The sequence below is a fragment of the Sphingomonas sp. genome (genome assembly GCF_039594485.1).
GTDB lineage: Bacteria > Pseudomonadota > Alphaproteobacteria > Sphingomonadales > Sphingomonadaceae > Sphingomonas.
This window is the reverse complement of the sequence record NZ_JBCNNI010000029.1, coordinates 17,978-36,938: the sequence shown is the minus strand read 5'-3', so window position 1 is coordinate 36,938 and position 18,961 is coordinate 17,978. Positions and strand designations below refer to the sequence as shown.

The 18,961-nt window shown below is 66.1% G+C and carries 9 protein-coding genes; 6 read left to right on the top strand and 3 right to left on the bottom strand.

Annotation, left to right across the window (positions count from 1 at the left end; all coding sequences use genetic code 11):
• Window positions 1-2 precede the first annotated feature (2 nt).
• From rplA to ABDV78_RS14100, 5 genes are all read left to right on the top strand, one after another.
• On the top strand, window positions 3-695 hold the full coding sequence (rplA, locus tag ABDV78_RS14120) for a 50S ribosomal protein L1 (RefSeq protein WP_343528033.1): 693 nt from the start codon (window positions 3-5) through the stop codon (window positions 693-695).
• A gap of 752 nt (window positions 696-1,447) precedes the next feature.
• Entirely contained in the window at window positions 1,448-4,219 is a 2,772-nt protein-coding gene (locus ABDV78_RS14115) for a TonB-dependent receptor (RefSeq protein ID WP_343528032.1), read from the top strand.
• A 78-nt stretch (window positions 4,220-4,297) separates the two neighbouring features.
• The gene (locus ABDV78_RS14110) at window positions 4,298-7,033 is read left to right on the top strand and encodes a TonB-dependent receptor (protein WP_343528031.1); all 2,736 of its coding nucleotides are present in this window, start codon (window positions 4,298-4,300) and stop codon (window positions 7,031-7,033) included.
• Between the two features lie 74 nt (window positions 7,034-7,107).
• Window positions 7,108-9,402, top strand: a complete 2,295-nt coding sequence (locus ABDV78_RS14105; protein ID WP_343528030.1) for an alpha-N-acetylglucosaminidase — start codon at window positions 7,108-7,110, stop codon at window positions 9,400-9,402.
• Window positions 9,399-10,538 carry a heparan-alpha-glucosaminide N-acetyltransferase domain-containing protein gene (locus ABDV78_RS14100; protein WP_343528029.1) on the top strand — a complete coding sequence of 380 codons (1,140 nt, stop codon included), beginning with the start codon at window positions 9,399-9,401 and terminating at the stop codon, window positions 10,536-10,538. Before ABDV78_RS14105 ends, ABDV78_RS14100 begins: the two co-directional genes overlap by 4 nt.
• A 1-nt stretch (window position 10,539) precedes the next feature.
• Here the strand turns inward: ABDV78_RS14100 and galA are convergent, their stop codons facing one another.
• Window positions 10,540-13,425 carry a beta-galactosidase GalA gene (galA, locus tag ABDV78_RS14095; protein ID WP_343528028.1) on the bottom strand — a complete coding sequence of 962 codons (2,886 nt, stop codon included), beginning with the start codon at window positions 13,423-13,425 and terminating at the stop codon, window positions 10,540-10,542.
• Window positions 13,422-16,226: a glycosyl hydrolase 115 family protein gene (locus ABDV78_RS14090; RefSeq protein ID WP_343528027.1), complete on the bottom strand. Its 2,805-nt coding sequence runs from the start codon at window positions 16,224-16,226 to the stop codon at window positions 13,422-13,424. Before ABDV78_RS14090 ends, galA begins: the two co-directional genes overlap by 4 nt.
• A gap of 212 nt (window positions 16,227-16,438) precedes the next feature.
• Between ABDV78_RS14090 and ABDV78_RS14085 the strand changes: the two genes are divergently transcribed.
• The gene (locus tag ABDV78_RS14085; RefSeq protein WP_343528026.1) at window positions 16,439-17,179 is read left to right on the top strand and encodes a FadR/GntR family transcriptional regulator; all 741 of its coding nucleotides are present in this window, start codon (window positions 16,439-16,441) and stop codon (window positions 17,177-17,179) included.
• A 91-nt stretch (window positions 17,180-17,270) separates the two neighbouring features.
• Here the strand turns inward: ABDV78_RS14085 and ABDV78_RS14080 are convergent, their stop codons facing one another.
• Window positions 17,271-18,956 (bottom strand): alpha-L-fucosidase, encoded by a 1,686-nt coding sequence (locus ABDV78_RS14080; RefSeq protein ID WP_343528025.1) that lies wholly within the window; start codon window positions 18,954-18,956, stop codon window positions 17,271-17,273.
• Window positions 18,957-18,961: the final 5 nt, after the last annotated feature.

Genomic DNA, 18,961 nt, shown 5'->3' with positions numbered 1-18,961 from the left:
TCATGGCGAAGCTGACCAAGAAGCAGAAGGCCGTCCAGATCGATTCCGAGAAGCTGCACGGCATCGACGAAGCGATCTCGCTGGCGCGCACCAACGCGACCTCGAAGTTCGACGAGACGATCGAAGTCGCCGTGAACCTGGGCGTTGACCCGCGTCACGCCGACCAGATGGTCCGCGGCGTCGTCACCCTGCCCAAGGGCACCGGCAAGACCGTTCGCGTCGGCGTGTTCGCCAAGGGCGCGAAGGCCGACGAAGCGCGCGCCGCTGGCGCCGACGTCGTGGGCGCCGAGGACCTGATGGAAACCATCCAGGGCGGCACCATCGATTTCGACCGCTGCATCGCGACCCCGGACATGATGGGCGTCGTCGGCCGCCTCGGCAAGGTGCTGGGCCCCAAGGGCCTGATGCCGAACCCGAAGCTGGGCACCGTGACCATGAACGTCGCCGAAGCCGTCAAGGCGGCCAAGGGCGGTCAGGTCGAGTACCGCGTCGAAAAGGCCGGCATCATCCACTCGGGCATCGGCAAGGCGTCGTTCCCGGCGGAAGACCTGCGCGCGAACTTCGACGCGCTGGTCGACGCTCTCATCAAGGCCAAGCCGTCGGGCGCGAAGGGCAAGTATGTCCGCAAGATCGCCGTCTCGTCGACGATGGGCCGCGGCATCAAGGTGAACGTCTCGGAAGTTCCGGGCGCGTAATCTCGCCGCCAGCCATCAGGCTGACAGGACCAGGGGGTCGGGACCAGAGGTTCCGGCCCCCTTTTTCATGGGCGCCTCACCCCGCCCTCCGGCGGACTCCCTCGCTTGGAGCAGGATGGCGTCGGATCGACTCCCCCTCCCCATCGGCTTGAGGCGCATCGGCAAGCCTGCGGTTCACCGCCGGATAGCCGAGCGATCGCCCCCCCATATCGCCCTCGCAAACCCCATAACCGATATGACCAATTGAATCCGAAGCCCAATGACGCTTGGGAGTCGCGGAATATTAGCCGCTTGATGCAATGAGCAAGCGCCCGCAAGCCATGAGCAGGGCCTGCCATGACATATTACTCACTAGACTATTGCATTCTTTTAAAACGATAATTTATCCCGGAAAATCGACCTTACCAATTTTGCCGCGCAACCAATTTCCCGGCCATTGACAGGTCTGACCATTTTATGTCACCGATAAGACCATAAGATAACAACACCGTGATGCAGGAAGACAGTTTCGGTCCATCGACGCGACCAACCGGACGCAGCCCAAAGGCTGGACGGAAATCGTGGCGGCGGGCTTCGGAAGGTTGCGCCGTTTCGACGTAGCATGAGGCGCTCGTCCCATCAGGGTCCGTGAGCCGATGCGTTGCGGCCGGGGGAAACGCCCCCGCCCGCGCCGATCCTGCCAATCCTCCGGCGGACAGAATCGGGGCGACCGACGCGATGAGCGCGCGTCGGGACAAGAGGGAGGAATGAGCATGACTATGTCACTGCGGAATGGCGTTCGGCGTCTGGGGCGCAAGCATCTGCTCCAGACCACGGCGCAGACGGCGACGATGCTGGCCACGATGATGGTGGCCATCCCCGCCCTGGCGCAAAGCGCGGGAGGAAGCGTGGCGGGCGCCGCCGCCGATATCGGACAGGTCGCCGGCCAGGCCGACACGGCGGGGGATTCGAGCCAGAACGAAATCACCGTCACCGGCTATCGCCAGAGCATCGCCTCCGCGCTCGCCGCCAAGCGCAACGATATCCGCATCACCGACGGCATCTCCTCCGAGGATATCGGCAAATTCCCCGCCCAGAACATCACCGAGGCGATCCAGCGCATCGCGGGCGTCCAGATGTCCAATATCAACGGACGCGGCTCGACGATCAGCATCCGGGGCCTGGGGCCGCAATATGCGCGCACCACGATCAACGGCCAGACCTTCGCCAGCGCCGACTTCAAGGACGGCTTCCGCTACGACATCATCCAGACCGATCTGGCGAGCGCGATCCAGGTCGTGAAGTCGCCGACCGCCGACATGGACACGGGCGGCCTGGCGGGCACCGTCAACATCGATACGGTCAAGCCGCTGGCCTATAAGGGCCCCAGCTTCATCGCGGGCGTGAAGGGTTACCACTCCGACTATCGCGGCGGCGTCACGCCCAAGGTCAACGCCGCCTATATCAAGCGCTTCGCCGACGACACGATCGGCGTCATGCTGGACGTCGGCTATCAGAAGCTGAAGGATCGCGGCGACTATCTGTTCATCAGGAACTGGTATCAGCCGGGCACCGTCGCGGGCGCATCCGATGCGCAGGTACCGGGCAACCTCCGCTATCGCCGGATCGATCGCGACACCGAACAGCTGATGGGCAGCGGCGCGATCCAGTGGAAGCCCCAGGACAATTTCGAGGTCCTGCTCCAGGGCGAATATTCGCGCGACCATACCCGGTACGACACCCGCCAGATGGTGTTCGGCCGCTGGGCCGCCTCGGCCGTGACGGTCAACCATGTCGCCAACGGCGTCGCCGACAAGATCGCGATCAGCAACTTCAACGTCGACAACAACGACCAGCCCGAACTCCGCAAGCTCCAGACCCAGGCCTATACCGGCACGATCAACTGGAGCCCGACCGACACCACCCATATCCGGGCGATCGGCCATTATACGCAGGGCGATGCCAAGCTGTACGAATGGGCGACCATCGACGAGGTGCACTTCGCGGGCGGCGGGACGCTCGACATTTCCGATCCGTCCAACGTCAAGTGGAACACCGCCAGCCTGACCGACGGTTCGATCTACAATATGGGCAACCGCACCTGGTATGCCTTTGTCGACGGCGCGACGCATATCCAGTCGGCCCGCGACCGGGCGGTTCAGGCCGACCTGACCCAGGATATCGACTGGCACGGGATCAAGGCGCTGGTCTTCGGCGCAAAATATCATCACGAAAGCTTCGACACCAAGGCCTATCGCCACGATCGCGACGCCGATGTCACCGATCCCGTCACCTATCCCGAATTCGCCTGGATTCCCGACCTGGCGCAGACGGGCGTGACGGTGAACAACTTCCTCGGCGGGTCGATGGGCATTCCGCACAGCTTCCTGTCGGTGAACGCCCCGCTATGGCAGCAGATTCTGCGCGACAAGGGCATCGCCGTGCCCGACACGCCCGACTGGCCCAACACCTATCGGGTCGATCGTTACATCCCGGCGGTCTATGCGATGGCCAATATCGAAGGATCGCTGTTCGACCTGCCGCTGCGCGGCAATGTCGGCGTCCGTTACGAGCATACCCACCAGAACGTCACCAGCAGCCTGACCAACGGCACCGACAGCAGCGCGACGCTGCTGGGGCAGCAGCATGTCGTGCAGGATTATGGCAACGTCCTGCCCAGTGCCAGCTTCGCGCTGGACCTGACGCCGCGTCTGGTGGCACGCATCGCCGCGGCCAAGGTGCTGGTCCGCCCGCTGCTCAACAGCCAGACGCAGATGGCCGACACGATCACCCGCGTCACCACCAGCCTGCGCCCCAGCGTCTCGGTGGCGCAGGGGGAAAGCCGCCTGAAGCCGCTGACCGCCAACCAATTGGACCTCAGCCTGGAATTCTACCACGGCAAGGGCAATTCGATCAGCGTCGCCGGTTTCTACAAGGCGGTGAAGAACGGCACCTTCACGCAATTCTACTGCCCCAGTTCCTATGACGGCGTGGCGCTGAACGGCGTGGTCAGCGATTGCCAGTCGGCCGATCTGAAGACCGATTACAGCTTCAGCCGGGTGCAGAACGACAACCGGGTCATCCATATCAAGGGCGTGGAATTCTCGGCCTCGCAGAATTTCGATGCGATCCTGCCGGTCAAGGGCTTCGGCGCGGTCGGCAATGTGACCGTGGTCGACACCGATGCCAGCGCGATCGGCACCGGGTTCAACCTGCGCGACCTGTCCAAGCTGACCTGGAACCTGACGCCCTATTGGGAAAACGAGATGTTCAGCGCGCGACTGTCGGTCAATCACCGCAGTTCCTATGTCCAGGATGCCGCGTCGAGCTTCTTCGTCAATGGCGGCCTGACCCATGTCGTGCGTCCGCGCACGCAGTTGGACCTCGCGCTGGGCTTCACCCCGGCCGAATATCTCAGCTTCACGGCCGGGATCATCAACCTGAACAACACGCACGAGGACGCCTATCAGACGACCTCCGACACGTTCCAGTTGGCCAGCCGGACGGGTCGCACCTTCTACCTGTCGGCATCGACGCGATTCTGACGACAGACTGATCAAATCATCAACGGGGAATGCCCGGCGCGATGGGGTCGTGCCGGGAAACGGGGGAATAGGAAGACGATGACGATGACAACGCGGTACGGCACATGCCTGCGGCGCAGGGGCCTGTTATACACTGCGCATACCGGCCTATGGCTGACCCTGTTGCTGGCAGGCACACCGGCGGCGGCGCAGGATATGACGCCCGGTACGGCTGCGGACGCGTCCGCCGAGACGACGCAGAACGAAATCACCGTCACCGGCTATCGCCAGAGCATCGCCTCCGCACTGGCCGCCAAGCGCAAGGATATTCGCGTCAGCGACGGCATCTCCGCCGAGGATATCGGCAAATTCCCCGCCCAGAATATCACCGAGTCGATCCAGCGCATCTCCGGCGTGCAGATGCAGAATATCAACGGGCGCGGCGCGACGATCAGCATCCGGGGCCTGGGCCCGCAATATGCGCTGACCACGATCAACGGCCAGACCTTCAAGAGCGCGGACTTCACCGACGGCTTCCGCTACGACATCATCCAGACCGAACTCGCCAATGCGGTACAGGTCATCAAGTCGCCGACCGCCGACATGGACAGCGGCGGCCTGTCCGGCACGGTCAACATCAACACGGTCAGGCCGCTCGACTATGCGACCCGGAAAATCGTGCTGTCGGCCAAGGCGCAGAATTCGGAATATGCGGGCCGCGCGATCACGCCGAAATTCGGGGCCAGCTATGTCGATCAGTTTCTGGGCGGGACGCTGGGCGTCTATCTGAACCTCGGCTATCAGAAGCTGAAGGACCGGGCGGACTATCTGTTCCAGGATCGCTGGGCGACCCAGACCGTGGGCGGCGCGACGATCGCCGTGCCCCGCCGCCCCCGCTATCGCCGCATCGACCGCTCGATCGACCAGATCATGGGCAGCGGCGGCGTGCAGTGGCGCCCGAACGACCAATGGGAGGTCGACGCCAACGCCATCTATGCGCGTGACGACACCCGTTACGACGTCAACCAGCAGGTGTTCCTGTTCAATACCGCGCGGCTGACTCCGGTCAGCATCGCCAACAACGCGTCGATGGTCACCACCGCGACCAACTTCACCATGGAGAACAACCGGCAGGAGGAAAGCCGCAAGCTGTCGAGCCAGGGCTATACGCTGAGCGCCAGGTGGAAAGGCGAGGATGGCTGGACCGCACGCGCCATCGGCAACTTCACGCGCGGCCATGCCTATTCGCGCGAGGATGCCGCGATCCTGGGCATCACCATTCCCTCCGCGACGCTCGACATCAGCGATCCGTTCAACGTCAAGTACAACGTCGCGGCCAACCTGTCCGATCCGTCGCTCTACAATCGCGCGACGCTGGTCCGAAACGAGTTCCCGGTGGGTGCGACGCGCAACACGACTGGCAAGGAAATCTCCGGCCAGGGCGATGTGACCAAGGACGTCTCGCTGGGCCCGATATCGCAGTTCGCGGTCGGTGCGAAATATCGCCATGAGAGCTTCGTTCGCAATGTCGGGCGTCACGATCTGGCCTCGCTCGCCAACCGGCCCGGCGCCACCGCGACGGTCTTCCCCGCCCTGTCGACCACCAGCTACGGGGTCGGCGGGTTCCTGAACGGCATGGGCGGCATTCCGACCGCCTGGATCGCGCCCGATATCGCCGCCTATCAACAGGCGCTGTCCGCCGCCGGGATCAGCGTGCCCGACCTGCCCGCGCCCGAGTCCAGCTATACCGTCGACCGCTATATCCCGGCGATCTATGCGATGGCGAATATCGACACGACGCTGTTCGACGCGCCGTTGCGCGGCAATCTGGGCGTGCGGTACGAACACACGCTGCAGGTGGTGAAGGGCAATATCACCGCGCCGCGCACCGGCTCCTATACCAATGTCACCAACAAGATCGGCGACTATAGCGCGCGCCAGGATTATCAGAATGTGCTGCCCAGCCTGAACCTCGTGCTGGAGCCGACGCGCAAGCTGCAACTCCGCTTCGCCGCCGCCAAGGTGCTGGTCCGCCCGATCCTCGACGCCAATACGTCGATGGCGCAGACGACCTCATCGGTCGCCAATACCTTCCCGGCGGGCACCAACACCATCACCGTCGACCTAGGCCAGGCGGGCCTCAAGCCGCTGACCGCCGATCAGATCGATCTGGGTGCCGAATGGTATTATGGCACCGCCAGCGCGATCTCGATCAACGGCTTCTACAAATGGGTGAAGAACGGCACCTTCTCGTCGCTGGTCTGCCCGGCGTCGTTCCGGGGCACTGCGCTCAACCGGGCATCGAGCGGCGACTGCGTCGATGGCTTGGGCAATATCTATAACGTCACCCAGACGTCGAACGACCCGCGCATCATCCGCATCCGCGGCGTCGAGTTCAGCTGGAACCAGTCGCTCGACCGCATCCTGCCGTTCGACGGGTTCGGCTTCATGGCCAACTATACCCGCGTGATCCCGACCCAGGTCGCCATCGGGACGGGCTTCACCGTGCGCAACCTGTCGAAAAACACGGTCAACGTCACGCCTTACTGGGAAAACCGGCATTTCAGCGTGCGCCTGTCGGCCAATTACCGCAGTTCCTATGTCCAGAACGGCGCGGACAGCTTCTTTGCGACCGAAGGGCACACGGTACGCGGCCGGACGCAGTTCGACCTGAGCACGGGCTATACGCCCAACGAGACGCTGAGCTTCGCGGCGGGCATCATCAACCTGAACAACAGCCGCGAACAGGCCTATTACAACAACAATCCGGCGATCTGGCAGGAGACGAGCTTCTATGGTCGCTCCTTCTACCTGTCGGTTTCGACAAGGTTCTGACTTCCCCCCCGAAGGGCGGATCGCCAGCCGGTCCGCCCTTCCCTTTTCGGGTTTTCTTGCGGACAAGGATGACCGTGACGACCACATCCAGAATACGGGTCCTGATCGGCGCCCTGCTCCTCTCCGCCACCGCCGCGCATGCGCAGCCCCGGACGGACGAGGGCGGGCAAGCCGCCCGCGCCGCACTCCAGCGGCTGGGCGTGCCCGAGCGGCAGCTATCCGTGACGATCCAGCCTTCGGCCACCTCGCGCTACCGGGTCAGGATCGATCATGACCGGCTGGACGTCCTGGCGTCCTCGCCCGTGGCCGCGGTGCGCGGCGCCGCCGCCATGCTGAACGCGCAGGGGCGGCTGTCGGTCAGCTGGGAGGGGCGACGCGTCGGCCCGATGACCCGGCTGGCGGCGCGGGACAGCGGCTGGATATCCTCGCCCTTCGGCTTTCGCGCCTATCTGAACACCTGCACCTATGGCTACACCACGCCCTGGTGGAATTGGACGCGGTGGGAGCGGGAGATCGATGCCATGGCGGTCAACGGCGTCGACATGCCGCTGGCCATGGAGGGACAGGATTATGTGTGGCGCCGGCTCTGGCGCGAACAGGGCTTGAGCGAGGCGCAACTGGCGCAGCATTTCTCCGGCCCCGCCTTCCTGCCCTGGCAGCGCATGGGCAATATCGAGGGCTATCGCGCGCCGCTGCCCACCGGATGGATCGACAAGAAGCATGATCTGCAAAAGCGCATCCTGGCGCGGATGCGCGCGCTGGGCATGACGCCGATCCTGCCCGCCTTTGCCGGTTACGTGCCCCAGGCCTTTGCCGATGCGCATCCCAAGGCCCGTATCTACAAGATGCGGTCATGGGAGGGGTTCGAGGGCACCTATTGGCTCGACCCGTCCGATCCGCTGTTCGCGCCGCTCGCCAAGCGATTCCTGGACCTCTACACCGCCGAATATGGGCCGGGGCAATATTACCTCGCCGATGCCTTCAACGAGATGGTGCCGCCCATCGCCGAGGATGGCAGCGACACCGCCCATGCGGCCTATGGCGACGCGACCGCGAACACGCCCGCGCTCGATGCCGCGACCAGGGCGGCGGCCCTCCCCCGCGAGGTCCGCGACGCGCGGCTGGCGGCCTATGGCCAGCGGCTCTACGCCTCGATCGCGGCGGCGCGACCCGATGCGACCTGGGTGATGCAGGGCTGGCTGTTCGGCGCGGACAAGAAATTCTGGACGCCGGATGCGATCGCCGCCTTCCTCAGCCACGTGCCGGACCAGAAGATGCTGATCCTCGACATCGGCAATGACCGCTATCCCGGCATCTGGAAGACCACGAACGGCTTCGACGGCAAGAACTGGGTCTATGGCTATGTCCATAATTATGGCGGCAGCAACCCGGTTTACGGCGCACCCGATTTCTACCGCCGCGACATCGCCGCGCTGTTCGCCGACGGCGGGCGCGGGAATGTGCGCGGGTTCGGCATGTTCCCGGAGGGGCTTCACAGCAACAGCCTGGTCTATGCCTATGCCTATGACGTGGCCTGGCCCGGCGGGGACATGGGGCTGGAGCCCTGGCTGACCCGCTACATCGCCGCGCGCTACGGCCATGGCGATCCGGCGATGGTCGCGGCCTGGCGGGACGTGATCGCAGGGGCGTATGACGTGCGCTACTGGACCCCGCGCTGGTGGAACGAGCGGGCCGGGGCCTATCTGTTCTTCAAGCGACCGGCCGCCGATGCGCCGACCTATCCCGCCGCACCCGGCGACCGCGCGAAGCTGCGCGCCGGGATCGCGGCGATGCTGAAGCTGGCCCCCGCCTATCGGGGCAGCGCGCTCTATCGCTACGATCTGGTCGACCTCGTCCGTCATGCCGCCAGCCTATCGCTGGACGACAGCGTCAAGGCCGCCGTCGCCGCCTATCAGAAGGGCGACGTCGCCGCCGGGGATCGGGTCACGGCGCGGATGCGCGACATGGCGCTGCGCATCGATCACCTGATCGGCGGGCAGCAGGAAAGCCTGGCGAGCTGGATCGCGGACGCACGGGCCTATGGCGACACCCCCGCCGAGAAGACCGCCTATGAGCAGAATGCCAAGGCGCAGGTAACGATCTGGGGCGGCCGGGGGCATCTGGGCGATTATGCGTCCAAGGCCTGGGCGGGCATGTATGCCGATTATTATCTGCCGCGCTGGACCCGCTATCTGGCCGAGGCCCGCGCCGCCGCGCTCGCCAAACGGCCGGTCGACGATGCCGCCTTCACCGCCAGACTGCTCGACTGGGAAAAGGCGTGGGTCGCAGATCCCCGCACCTATAAGGCCTCCGCGCCCGCCGATCCGGTGGCCGAAGCCCGCGCCCTGATGACGGAGACCGCCCAGTGACCAGTCCGCGCGCGACGACAGCGACAGCCAAGCCGGAGCGCTTCGCCTCGCTCGACATGTTCCGGGGCGCGACCATCTTCCTGATGATCGTGGTCAACACGGCGGGCGCGGGCGGTGCCTTCAGCCAATTGCAGCATGCGCCCTGGATCGGCTTCACGCTCGCCGACCTGATCTATCCCAGCTTCCTGTTCGCGGTCGGCAATGCGATGAGCTTCGCCCTGACCCGGCCGATGCCCGAGCCCGTGTTCCTGCGCCGCGTGTTCAAGCGCGCAGCGCTGATCTTCCTGCTCGGTGTGCTGATGTACTGGTTCCCGTTCGTCACGCATCAGCCGGACGGGAACTGGGTCGCCAGGCCCTTCGCCGACACGCGGCTGACCGGCGTGCTGCAACGCATCGCGCTCTGCTATCTGCTGGGCGCGCTGTGCGCGCGCTATCTGCGGCCCAGCCATCTGGTGATGGTCGCGATCGGGCTGGTCGCCGCGCACTGGGCGATCCTGCTGGGCTTCAGCCCGTCGGGCGAGGCGTTCGGGCGGTACAAGAATGCCGGCGCGCTGTTCGACCTGTGGCTGATCGGGCCGGAGCATCTCTACAAGAAGGATCATGGCTTCGATCCCGAGGGGCTGCTCGGCACGCTGCCCGCTACCGCCAATGTCATTGCAGGCTATCTGGCGGGCCTGGCCATTCAGCGCTGGGGCAAGCATGGCGCCACCGTCGCCAAGCTGGCGGCGATCGGGGCCGGGCTGGTCGTCGTCGCGCTGCTGCTGTCCCCGGTCCTGCCCATCACCAAGAAGCTGTGGACCGGATCCTTCGTCGCGCTGACCACCGGGCTCGACCTGATCCTGCTGGGTGGCGTGATCGGGCTGGTCGAGGTCCGGGGGGTGTCGTTGGGGCGATCCTTTCTTCAGATGCTGGGGCGCAATCCGCTCGCCATCTATCTGTTCTCCGAATTGCTCGTCGTCGCGCTGGAGCTGATCCATGTCGACGGCGTCGGACTGTACACATGGATCGGCCTGCACGGGTTCCAGCCGATCGCGCCGGGCCCGGTGGGCTCGCTGCTCTGCGCGCTGGTCTATACGCTGGTCTGTTGCGCGTTCGGCTGGGCGCTGGATCGCAAGGGAATCATCCTGAAGGTGTAAATCACCGCTCCCGCACCGACACCGTCCGCCCCAGGCCGGACGCCTTGCCCGGCTCCGCCTCGACCACCAGCACCACCTGCCGCTCGCCTGTCCCGGACGGGAACGGCACCACCAGTGGAGCGCCCGCGAACGCCGTCTTCTCCGCCCGCTTCACACCGTCCACCCAGGCCTCTGCCCGTCCGACGACCTCGGCAAAGACCACCGCCCCGCCCTGCTCGGCCACCCGGCGGCGCGGCGTGAAGCTCGTGCGATAGGTGGACCAGGGCCCCTCGCCCGGCCCCTCCAGCCGTCCCGGTCGCGCATAGACCAGGCTGTTCATGTCGTTGCCCGCATAGCGACGCAGCGGATCGGGCCGGCTCGCAGTGAAGTCGCTCCGCTTCCAGTCGGTCAGCATCGCCACCGGCCGCGTCGCGGGCAGCGCCGGCAGAGCTTCCGCCGCGATCACCCGCACCGAAGCACGGGCCGGGATCAGGCCCGGTGCGCTCGCGGTAATGGTCAGCGTGCCCGCCCCCGCCTCGGCGCGGACCAGCGCCTGTGCCAGTCCGTTGAACAGGCGACGGGCGGGGATGGTTTCGGAGTCATGATCGTTGGGATCGCCATTACCGACGCCGATCACCGCCCCGCGCATCACCGCGAAACGAACAGGCGCATTGGCGGTCGGCACGGTCCGTCCCCGCGCATCGACCGCCATCACGGTGAAGGGCTGCACGTCGCTTCCCGTACCCAGCATCCCGCGCCGGTCGGCGACCAGCCGCAGCGCCACCGGGGGCCCCGCCGTCTCGATCCGCGTGCGCGCCACTTCGCGCCCGCCGCGATAGCCGACCGCCTCCAGCCGTCCGGGCTGATAGGGCACCTGCCACTCCGGCATGGCCAGACGATCCACCGGCTTGGTCCCCAGGCTTTTGCCATTGAGGATCAGTTCGACCGTCTCGGCATTGGTCATCGCGATCACCCGGATCGCCTCCCCCTCGCGCCCCGGCCAGGTCCAGTGCGGCGCAAGTGCCAGCACGGGGGCATCGTCCACCCATTGCGCGCGGCGGAGGTGGAACGCCATCTTGGCAAAACCGCACAGGTCCATGATGCCGAACACGCTGCTGGTCGTCGGCCATTCGAACGGCGTCGGCTCACCATGATAGTCGAAGCCGGTCCACACGAACGTCCCCGCGACAAAGGGCCGCGTGTCGATCATCCGCCAGCTTTCGTGATGGGTCAGCCCCCATTCCGCCGCGTCGGTGTCGTAGGAACTCACCTCGTGCCGCGCCATGTCGGTCTTCCACACGCCGCGCGTCATGAAGGCGCTGGTATCCTCCGAACTCGTCATCGGCTTGGTCGGATGCGCGGCGTGGAAGCCGTCATAGCGGCGATGCTGATAGTTGAAGCCCATCACATCGACCGCGTCCGAGACGTTGAGCGGGGAGAACATCCCGTCATTCATCGCCGCCGTGACGGGGCGGGAGGTGTCGAGTTCCTTCACCGCCTCGGCCATGCGGCGGACCATCTCATAACCCTGCTCGGTGCCCTGCATCGGTTCCTCGTTGAACACCGACCACAGGAAGACGCTCGGCCGATTACGGTCGCGGCGGACCAGCCATTGCAACTGGCGCAGATAATCGGGGCTGGGGTTGAAGTTGCGATTCTCGTCCATGACCAGCATCCCCAGCCGGTCGCAGGCATCGAGCAGTTCGGGGGCGGGCGCATGGTGCGAGCAGCGCAGCGCGTTGCACCCCATCGCCTTCAACCGCCGGATGCGCCATTCCCACATCGCATCGGGCATGGCGACGCCGACCCCGGCATGATCCTGGTGGACGCACACGCCCTTGATCTTGGTCGCCACGCCGTTGAGATAAAAGCCGGTCGTCGCATCGAAGCGGATTTCGCGAAAACCGATCCGGGTCGCGCGGGTGTCGATCGCCTTGCCGCCCTCCATAAGCCGCGTCTCGACACGGTACAATGTCGGGCGCTCCACCGACCATGTTTGCGGATCGGCGACCGGGATCGTCACCTTCGCCTCGGCGGTCTTCAGCGGATCGATGGTCAGGTCGGCTTCCGCCCGGCCGACGGGACGCCCCGCCGGATCGAACACCACCGCCTCGGCGCGGACGGTCGCCGCCGTCTTTCGGATGTTGGAGACGGTGAGCGCGACCGGCACCGCCCATCCCGTGCCATCGCGTCGGGGATCGGCGTGAAGCCCGTCGGTGACGATGCTGACCGCATCGCGCACCGCCAGCCAGTTGTGGCGATAAAGCCCCGCGCCTTCATACCACCAGCCCTCCATGGTGTCGGCATCGACGCGGACGGCCAGCGTGTTCAGTTCCTCGCCGAACCGGGCATAGGGGGTGATGTCGATCAGGATCGCGGTATATCCGCTGAAGCTGTGCGCGACGAGGACGCCGTTGAACCAGACCTTCGCGTTGGTCGCCGCCGCGCCCAGTTGCACTTCCAGATAGCGGCCCCGCCATTCGGCGGGCAGTTTCAGCGTGCGGCGATACCAGCCGATGCCACGCCGCCGATAGCCTTGCGCGACATTGGCGGCGGGATCGACCACCTCCTCCATCGCCCAGTCGTGCGGCAGTTGGACCGCACGCCAGTCGCTGTCGTCATAACCGACCGCCGCGGCGCCTTGCGCGATCCCGGCCTTGGCGTTCTGATAGCTTTCCTCATGGCCCAGGATCGGCGGCACCACGATATCGCCCTTGTGGAACAGCCAGCCATCGTCGAGCCGAAGCAGGCCCGGATCGGCGACGAAGGGCGGCTCCGGCATCGCCTCGAACGGCGCGGGCGCGTCGCCGCTGTCCAGCGCGACCGCGCGGTTCGCCGCCCGGCCAGGCATAGCCCATGCCGGCGCGGCCAGTCCGGTGGCGATCAGGGTGCGGCGGTTGACGGTCATCGGGCAGTCTCCGGCGATGATAGGGCGGGCAAGGGCGCATAGAGCGGACGCGCGCCGTCGAGCACCAGTTCGATCCGATCGATCAGCAAGCCGGGGTCGAGCGGCACGATCGCCACGCGGTGCTGTCCGGCCGCGATAGTCTTGACCGGCAGCGTGGCGATGGCGGTGTTGGTCAGGACATTCTGCCGCCACTGGTCGCTTCGCCCGGCCGTCGCGAAATCGACCGTCTGCCAATCGCCATCGTCCAGCTTGACCGCCGCGCGCAGCCCATGCGCCGGATCGCGGGGATGGGTCGGCAGCGCGACGACGCGCAGACTCGCCCCCGCCTCGGTCATGGTGGCGAAGCGCCAGGTGGCGGGCGTTCCTTGCGCCGCCATATTGCGGGTCGGCAGGGCGAGTTTGGAGCGCAGCGCGCCATGCTGGCTGCCCAGGTCCGAAATAGCCTCCCAGTCCGTACCGAACTGCGCCGCCAGCGCCGGCATGGTCACGCGCCGCTCATCCTCCAGCACCACGGCGGGATCCACTTTGGCCGGGGTCAGTGCGGTCGCGTGGATCGTTTCCGTCCGGTCGTGACAACGCAGCGTGACGGGCCCGACCTCCCCCTTGCCATCATAGGACAGGGTCAGCCGCTGCTCATAACCGCCCTCGACGTTCAGCATTCCCCGGTCCTGCGACAAGGTCAGCCCGTTCGGCAGGTCCGTGACGGCCCAATCCATGTACCGCGACTGATGGGTGTAGAGGGTTACCGGCCGTGTCGCGGGCACGCCCTTGGTGAAGGTCAGGACATTCTCGTCCCCGATCCACGCCCCCCACAGGCCAATGCCGCAGCCCGGCTGGGTAGATCCTTGCCAGTTGGGCCATATCGGCTCGGCAAAGACGGGCAGTCGGCGCGGGGCGGCGTCCATCATCTCGCGCCACTTGCCCCCGGCCACCGCGTCATATTGCCCGGTCGCCTTGACGAGCGACGCCTGGGCCTCGCGCGCCGCCGCGACATAGCTGTTGGCGCTCGCCCGCTGATCCCGTGCATAAAGCGCGGCCAGATCCAGTGACAGGATGCGCCTGTTCAGCAGGGTCGCCCCCTGCACGGGATAGAGGACCAGTTCGTAAAAGGCGTCCTGGCGATCGCTGGGAATATGCGCACCGATTGCCGAGGCCCGATCCATCAGGGCCCGGTACGCCGCCAGCCGCGCCTGCGCTTCCTCGCCATCCGACTGGACATAGGCTGTGGGACGGTTGGGCGTGACCCATTCGGTCTGGCCGAAGCCCATGAATTCGGGCTTTCGCGGCCATGCGAGGTCGTAGAAGCGCATCATCACATCGGTGATCGCATCCGCATCGCCCTCGCCGAACTGCTCGGCCATGAAGGCGCGCAGATGCGCGCGCGGCGACTGGTCGAGCAATCGCGCATCGAAGGCGAGGTCGAGGAAATATTGCGACAGATATTCGATCGGCTTGATGTCGCCGACATTCACCACCCAGATGCGCCGCGCATCGGTCGCCCAGGCCCGCCCCATCTGCTCGCGGATCAGGGCCGGGTGGGTGGTGCCCAGCCACAGATAGTCATGCGGGCGCCCCCAATAGGACAGATGATAATAAACCCCCGCCCCGCCCGACCGCGCCTGCTCCGCCGGCGTGCTGAGGCGGCGCAGATAGCCGTAATTGTCGTCGGTCCACATCAGCGTGACGTCATCCGGCAGGGTCAGCCCGGCGTCATACGCCTCCTGCAGTTCGTGATAGGCGACATAGAGTTGCGGCACCCCCGCCGCCGGCCTGCCCAGCGTATCGGACAGCAGCGCGCGCTGCCGCCCCACCACGTCCTCCAGGATGGAGCTCCGCGCCTGGGTGGTGGTGACGCCCTGCATCGGCCCGTCATGCAGGCCGCGCAAGCCGACGGTATAGAATGCCTCCTGTCCCTTGGTCTCGGCCACCCGCGCGCGCCAATAGTCGAGGATCGCCCGCGGCCTGCGGGTGAAGTCGAAGCCGCCGCGCCGGGTCTCGTCCCATTCGCGCAGATTGTTGCGCAGCATCGGTTCGGCATGCGAACTGCCCACGACGATCGCATAGCGGCGCGCCAGCGGCGCATTGCCCGGATCGCCGAAGAACGGCGTCGACACCGAATGCATGGCGGGCCACAGCGTATTCGCCTTGAGCCGCCACATCAGCTCGAACACACGGGCATAGGTCTTCGGCCCGATATTGCCCTTGGCGCGATCGAAGGTCTTCGCCGCCCAGGGCTGAAGCCCCCAATCCTCATCGTTCAGGAAGATGCCGCGATAGCGCACCGAGGGCTCGCGCGAGACGATCATGGCGTCATCGATCGCGATCCGGCTGCGGCGGCGCGGGGTGACATCGGCCCACCATTCCCAGGGGGACACACCCAGGGCACGCGACAGGTCGGTCACGCCGTACACCGCACCGCGCGCATCCGATCCGGCGATCAACAGGTAACGCCGCCCGGCCACCGTCATGCTCGCGCGGACATAGCGTTCCCAACCGCCGGTCAACGGCGACAGGTCCACGCCGCCTTCCCTCGCCAGCCGCCGGACGATCGGCGAGGACGCCGGGCCGATCACGATACAGGTCGCCGCGCAGCTCGCCGCGTTGCCGACGATCCCCGACGGTCGGCCGCCCAGGCTGGTCAGATCCTGCGCCAGTAGTTCGGCGGCGCTCCGCATCGTCCCTTCGCCATCGTCCACCGCGAACAGCCCGGCGCGCGTCAGGTCGAGATCGGCGGCCGATGCCGGAGCCGCCATCGCCAGGCCGACGACGCACGGCCATACCCGACGCCAAGCCATCGCCATGGATTTCCTGCCGCGCATCGCCTGTCCCCTGCCCCGTTCAATCGTCCTCCAGCTTAACCGGCACGGTATGACTGTAAAGCCAATTTGCCTGACCAATACCGAACCGATTCCTGACCAGCCGCCATCGACCCGGACGCGGCGTTCACGCGATGGCAGGCGGAAGCCAAGGCATTGGTCTTGCGGTGACTGGTAAGGCCGCTTAGACATCGTGTATGGCCGAAAAGACCGAGAACAGCCGTCTGTACGAGCGGGTCGCCCGGGCGATCAGCGCCCATATCCTTTCCGGTGACTATGCGGTGGGACAGCGCCTGCCCTCGGAACGCGATCTCGCGCAGCTTCATTCGGTGTCACGCCCGACCGTGCGCGAGGCGATCATCGCGCTAGAACTCGACGGACTGGTCGAGGTCCGAATGGGATCGGGCGTCTATGTGATCGCAACCGCCCCCAATGACGGCAAGGCGGGCGAGACCGATATCGGCCCGTTCGAGCTGCTCGAAGCCCGTCGTGCGATCGAAAGCGAGGCCTGCGCCCTTGCCGCCACCCGGATCGATGACGAGACGCTGGCCGAATTGCGGACGCTGATCGACGCGCTGCGCGGGCCGGATGTCGAGCGGGCGGAGGAAGCCGATCGCCGGTTCCACGAAACCATCGCGCGCGCGACGCAGAACAGCGCGATGGTCGCCAGTGTCGAGATGCTGTGGAACGCCCGTGCGCGCTCGCCGCAATATCGGCTGCTCAGCGACAAGGCGCATGGCGCGGGCGTGGTGCCACGGCTGGAGGATCATCTGGTGATCTACGAAGCCCTGGCCGCGCGCGATGCCGAGGCGGCGCGAGGCGCGATGCGCCAGCACCTGACCAATGTGCTCGATGCGATCCTGGCCGCGACCGAGGTGCACGAGATGGAACAGGCCCGCGCCCGGATCGCCGCCCACCGCCAGCGTTACGCGGTATAGAGCGGCTTCCCCGCCGCTTTCGGCAAGCCCCGCCCCGCCAAACCCCGGTCCTTTCGGGCCGGTGACGTGGCGGCGGCCGCCGGCCCGGACATCACGCCGGATCGGGAACGCTGCCCTCCACCAGCCCGCGCCCCGACAGGATGAGCGGCACGCCGATCGCGTTGCGATGCCGCGGCGGCAAGGTCACCTCCAGCGCCTTGTCGGTCCGGCGGAAATCCAGCGGGGTGCCGTCCCCCGCCCCCGCCCCCGCCCCCGCCACCGTGACGCGCCGGATTTCGCCCCGACCGACCGGATGATCCTTCGCCCATAGCGTCAGCCGCGCGACGCCATCCTCGGGCCAGCCGAGCAACAGGGCATGAACGTCCTCGCCCTTGCGGACATAGCGGATATCCCGCGCATCATAGACCGAGGCGCGCTCCTGGAACATGCCGCCGCCGCTCTGATGCTCTCCCTCGCCATGGAGTCGCCAGGGGCGCGTGGCATAGATTGCCGTGCCATAGCGATTCATCCAGGCGGCGATCTCCTCGACGATCCGTTCCGCCTTCTCGTCGATCGTCCCGTCGCCGCGCATCGGCACGTTGAGCAGCAGGTTGCCGTTCTTCGACACCACGTCGCACAGCGTATGGATGACGGTCGCGGCGCTCTTATATCCGTCGCGCTCATACAGGGCGCGGTCGTAATGCCAGTTGCCCAGGCAGGTGTCGGTCTGCCACGGATAGGTCTCGATATAGGGCTTGCCGCCACGCTCGACATCGTCGACCAGCGCCATGCGCCGGTGCGGGGGCGTCGTCTTGCTGGTGATCACACCCTCCAGCTGCCCGCCATTCCAGGCCTGATTGGCGTTGTAATAATGCGCCGCGATGTCCAGCCCCGCCTGCTGGAGAGGCAGGTCGAAATTGTCGAAATAAAGCAGGTCCGGGTGGTAATTGTCGATCAGCTCGCGGCACCGCCGGGTCCAGCTTTCGACGAACGCCCCATGCCCGGGGGGCACCCCTTCGTTCCACAGGCCGTCATTGCGGTCGTGAAAGGCATTGGCTTCGGCGATGGTGGTGATGCCGTCGGGCATCGGCATGATCCGACCGGGATAGAGTTGCTGCGGGTCGAGCCCTTCCCAGGCGGTGCCCCGCCCATCGGCACGCGTCCGCCACCATGCGTCATAGCGCTGGCCCCGCATCGGCCCCTCAAGGTCATAGCCATAAGCGGGCTGATACCAGTGCCAGCTATGCGCGCCGTGATTGGAAACGCCGAAGCGCAGGCCACGCGCGCGGGCCAGCTTCGCCCAGGTGCCGACGATATCGCGCTTCGGCCCGAACCGCGTCGTGTTCCAGGGATGCGAGGAGGCGAAGGTATCGACATTGTCGTGGTGATTGGCCAACGCGACGAAGTATTTCGCACCCGCACGGGTGTAGAGATCGATCAGCCGCTCGGGGTCCCAGCGCTCCGCCTTCCATTGGCAGGCCACGTCGAGAAAGCCGACCTTGCTGGGATGGCCATATTTGCGGACATGCGCCGTATAGGCGCGGGTGCCCTGAATATACATGTCGCGGGCATACCAGTCGCCTTCCTCTGGCACGCATTGCGGCCCCCAATGCGCCCACAACCCGAACTTGGCATCGCGGAACCAGTCGGGCGCACGGTAGCCGGCGGCCAGAGACGACCAGTCGGGCGTAAAGCGGCGCGCCGCGTTCGGAACCGCTCCTGCCGCCGCCGCCCCCAAAGCCGATGTCGCCCCCGCCAGTCCGACCGCGCCCAGCATACCCCGCCGATTGATCTTCACGCCCT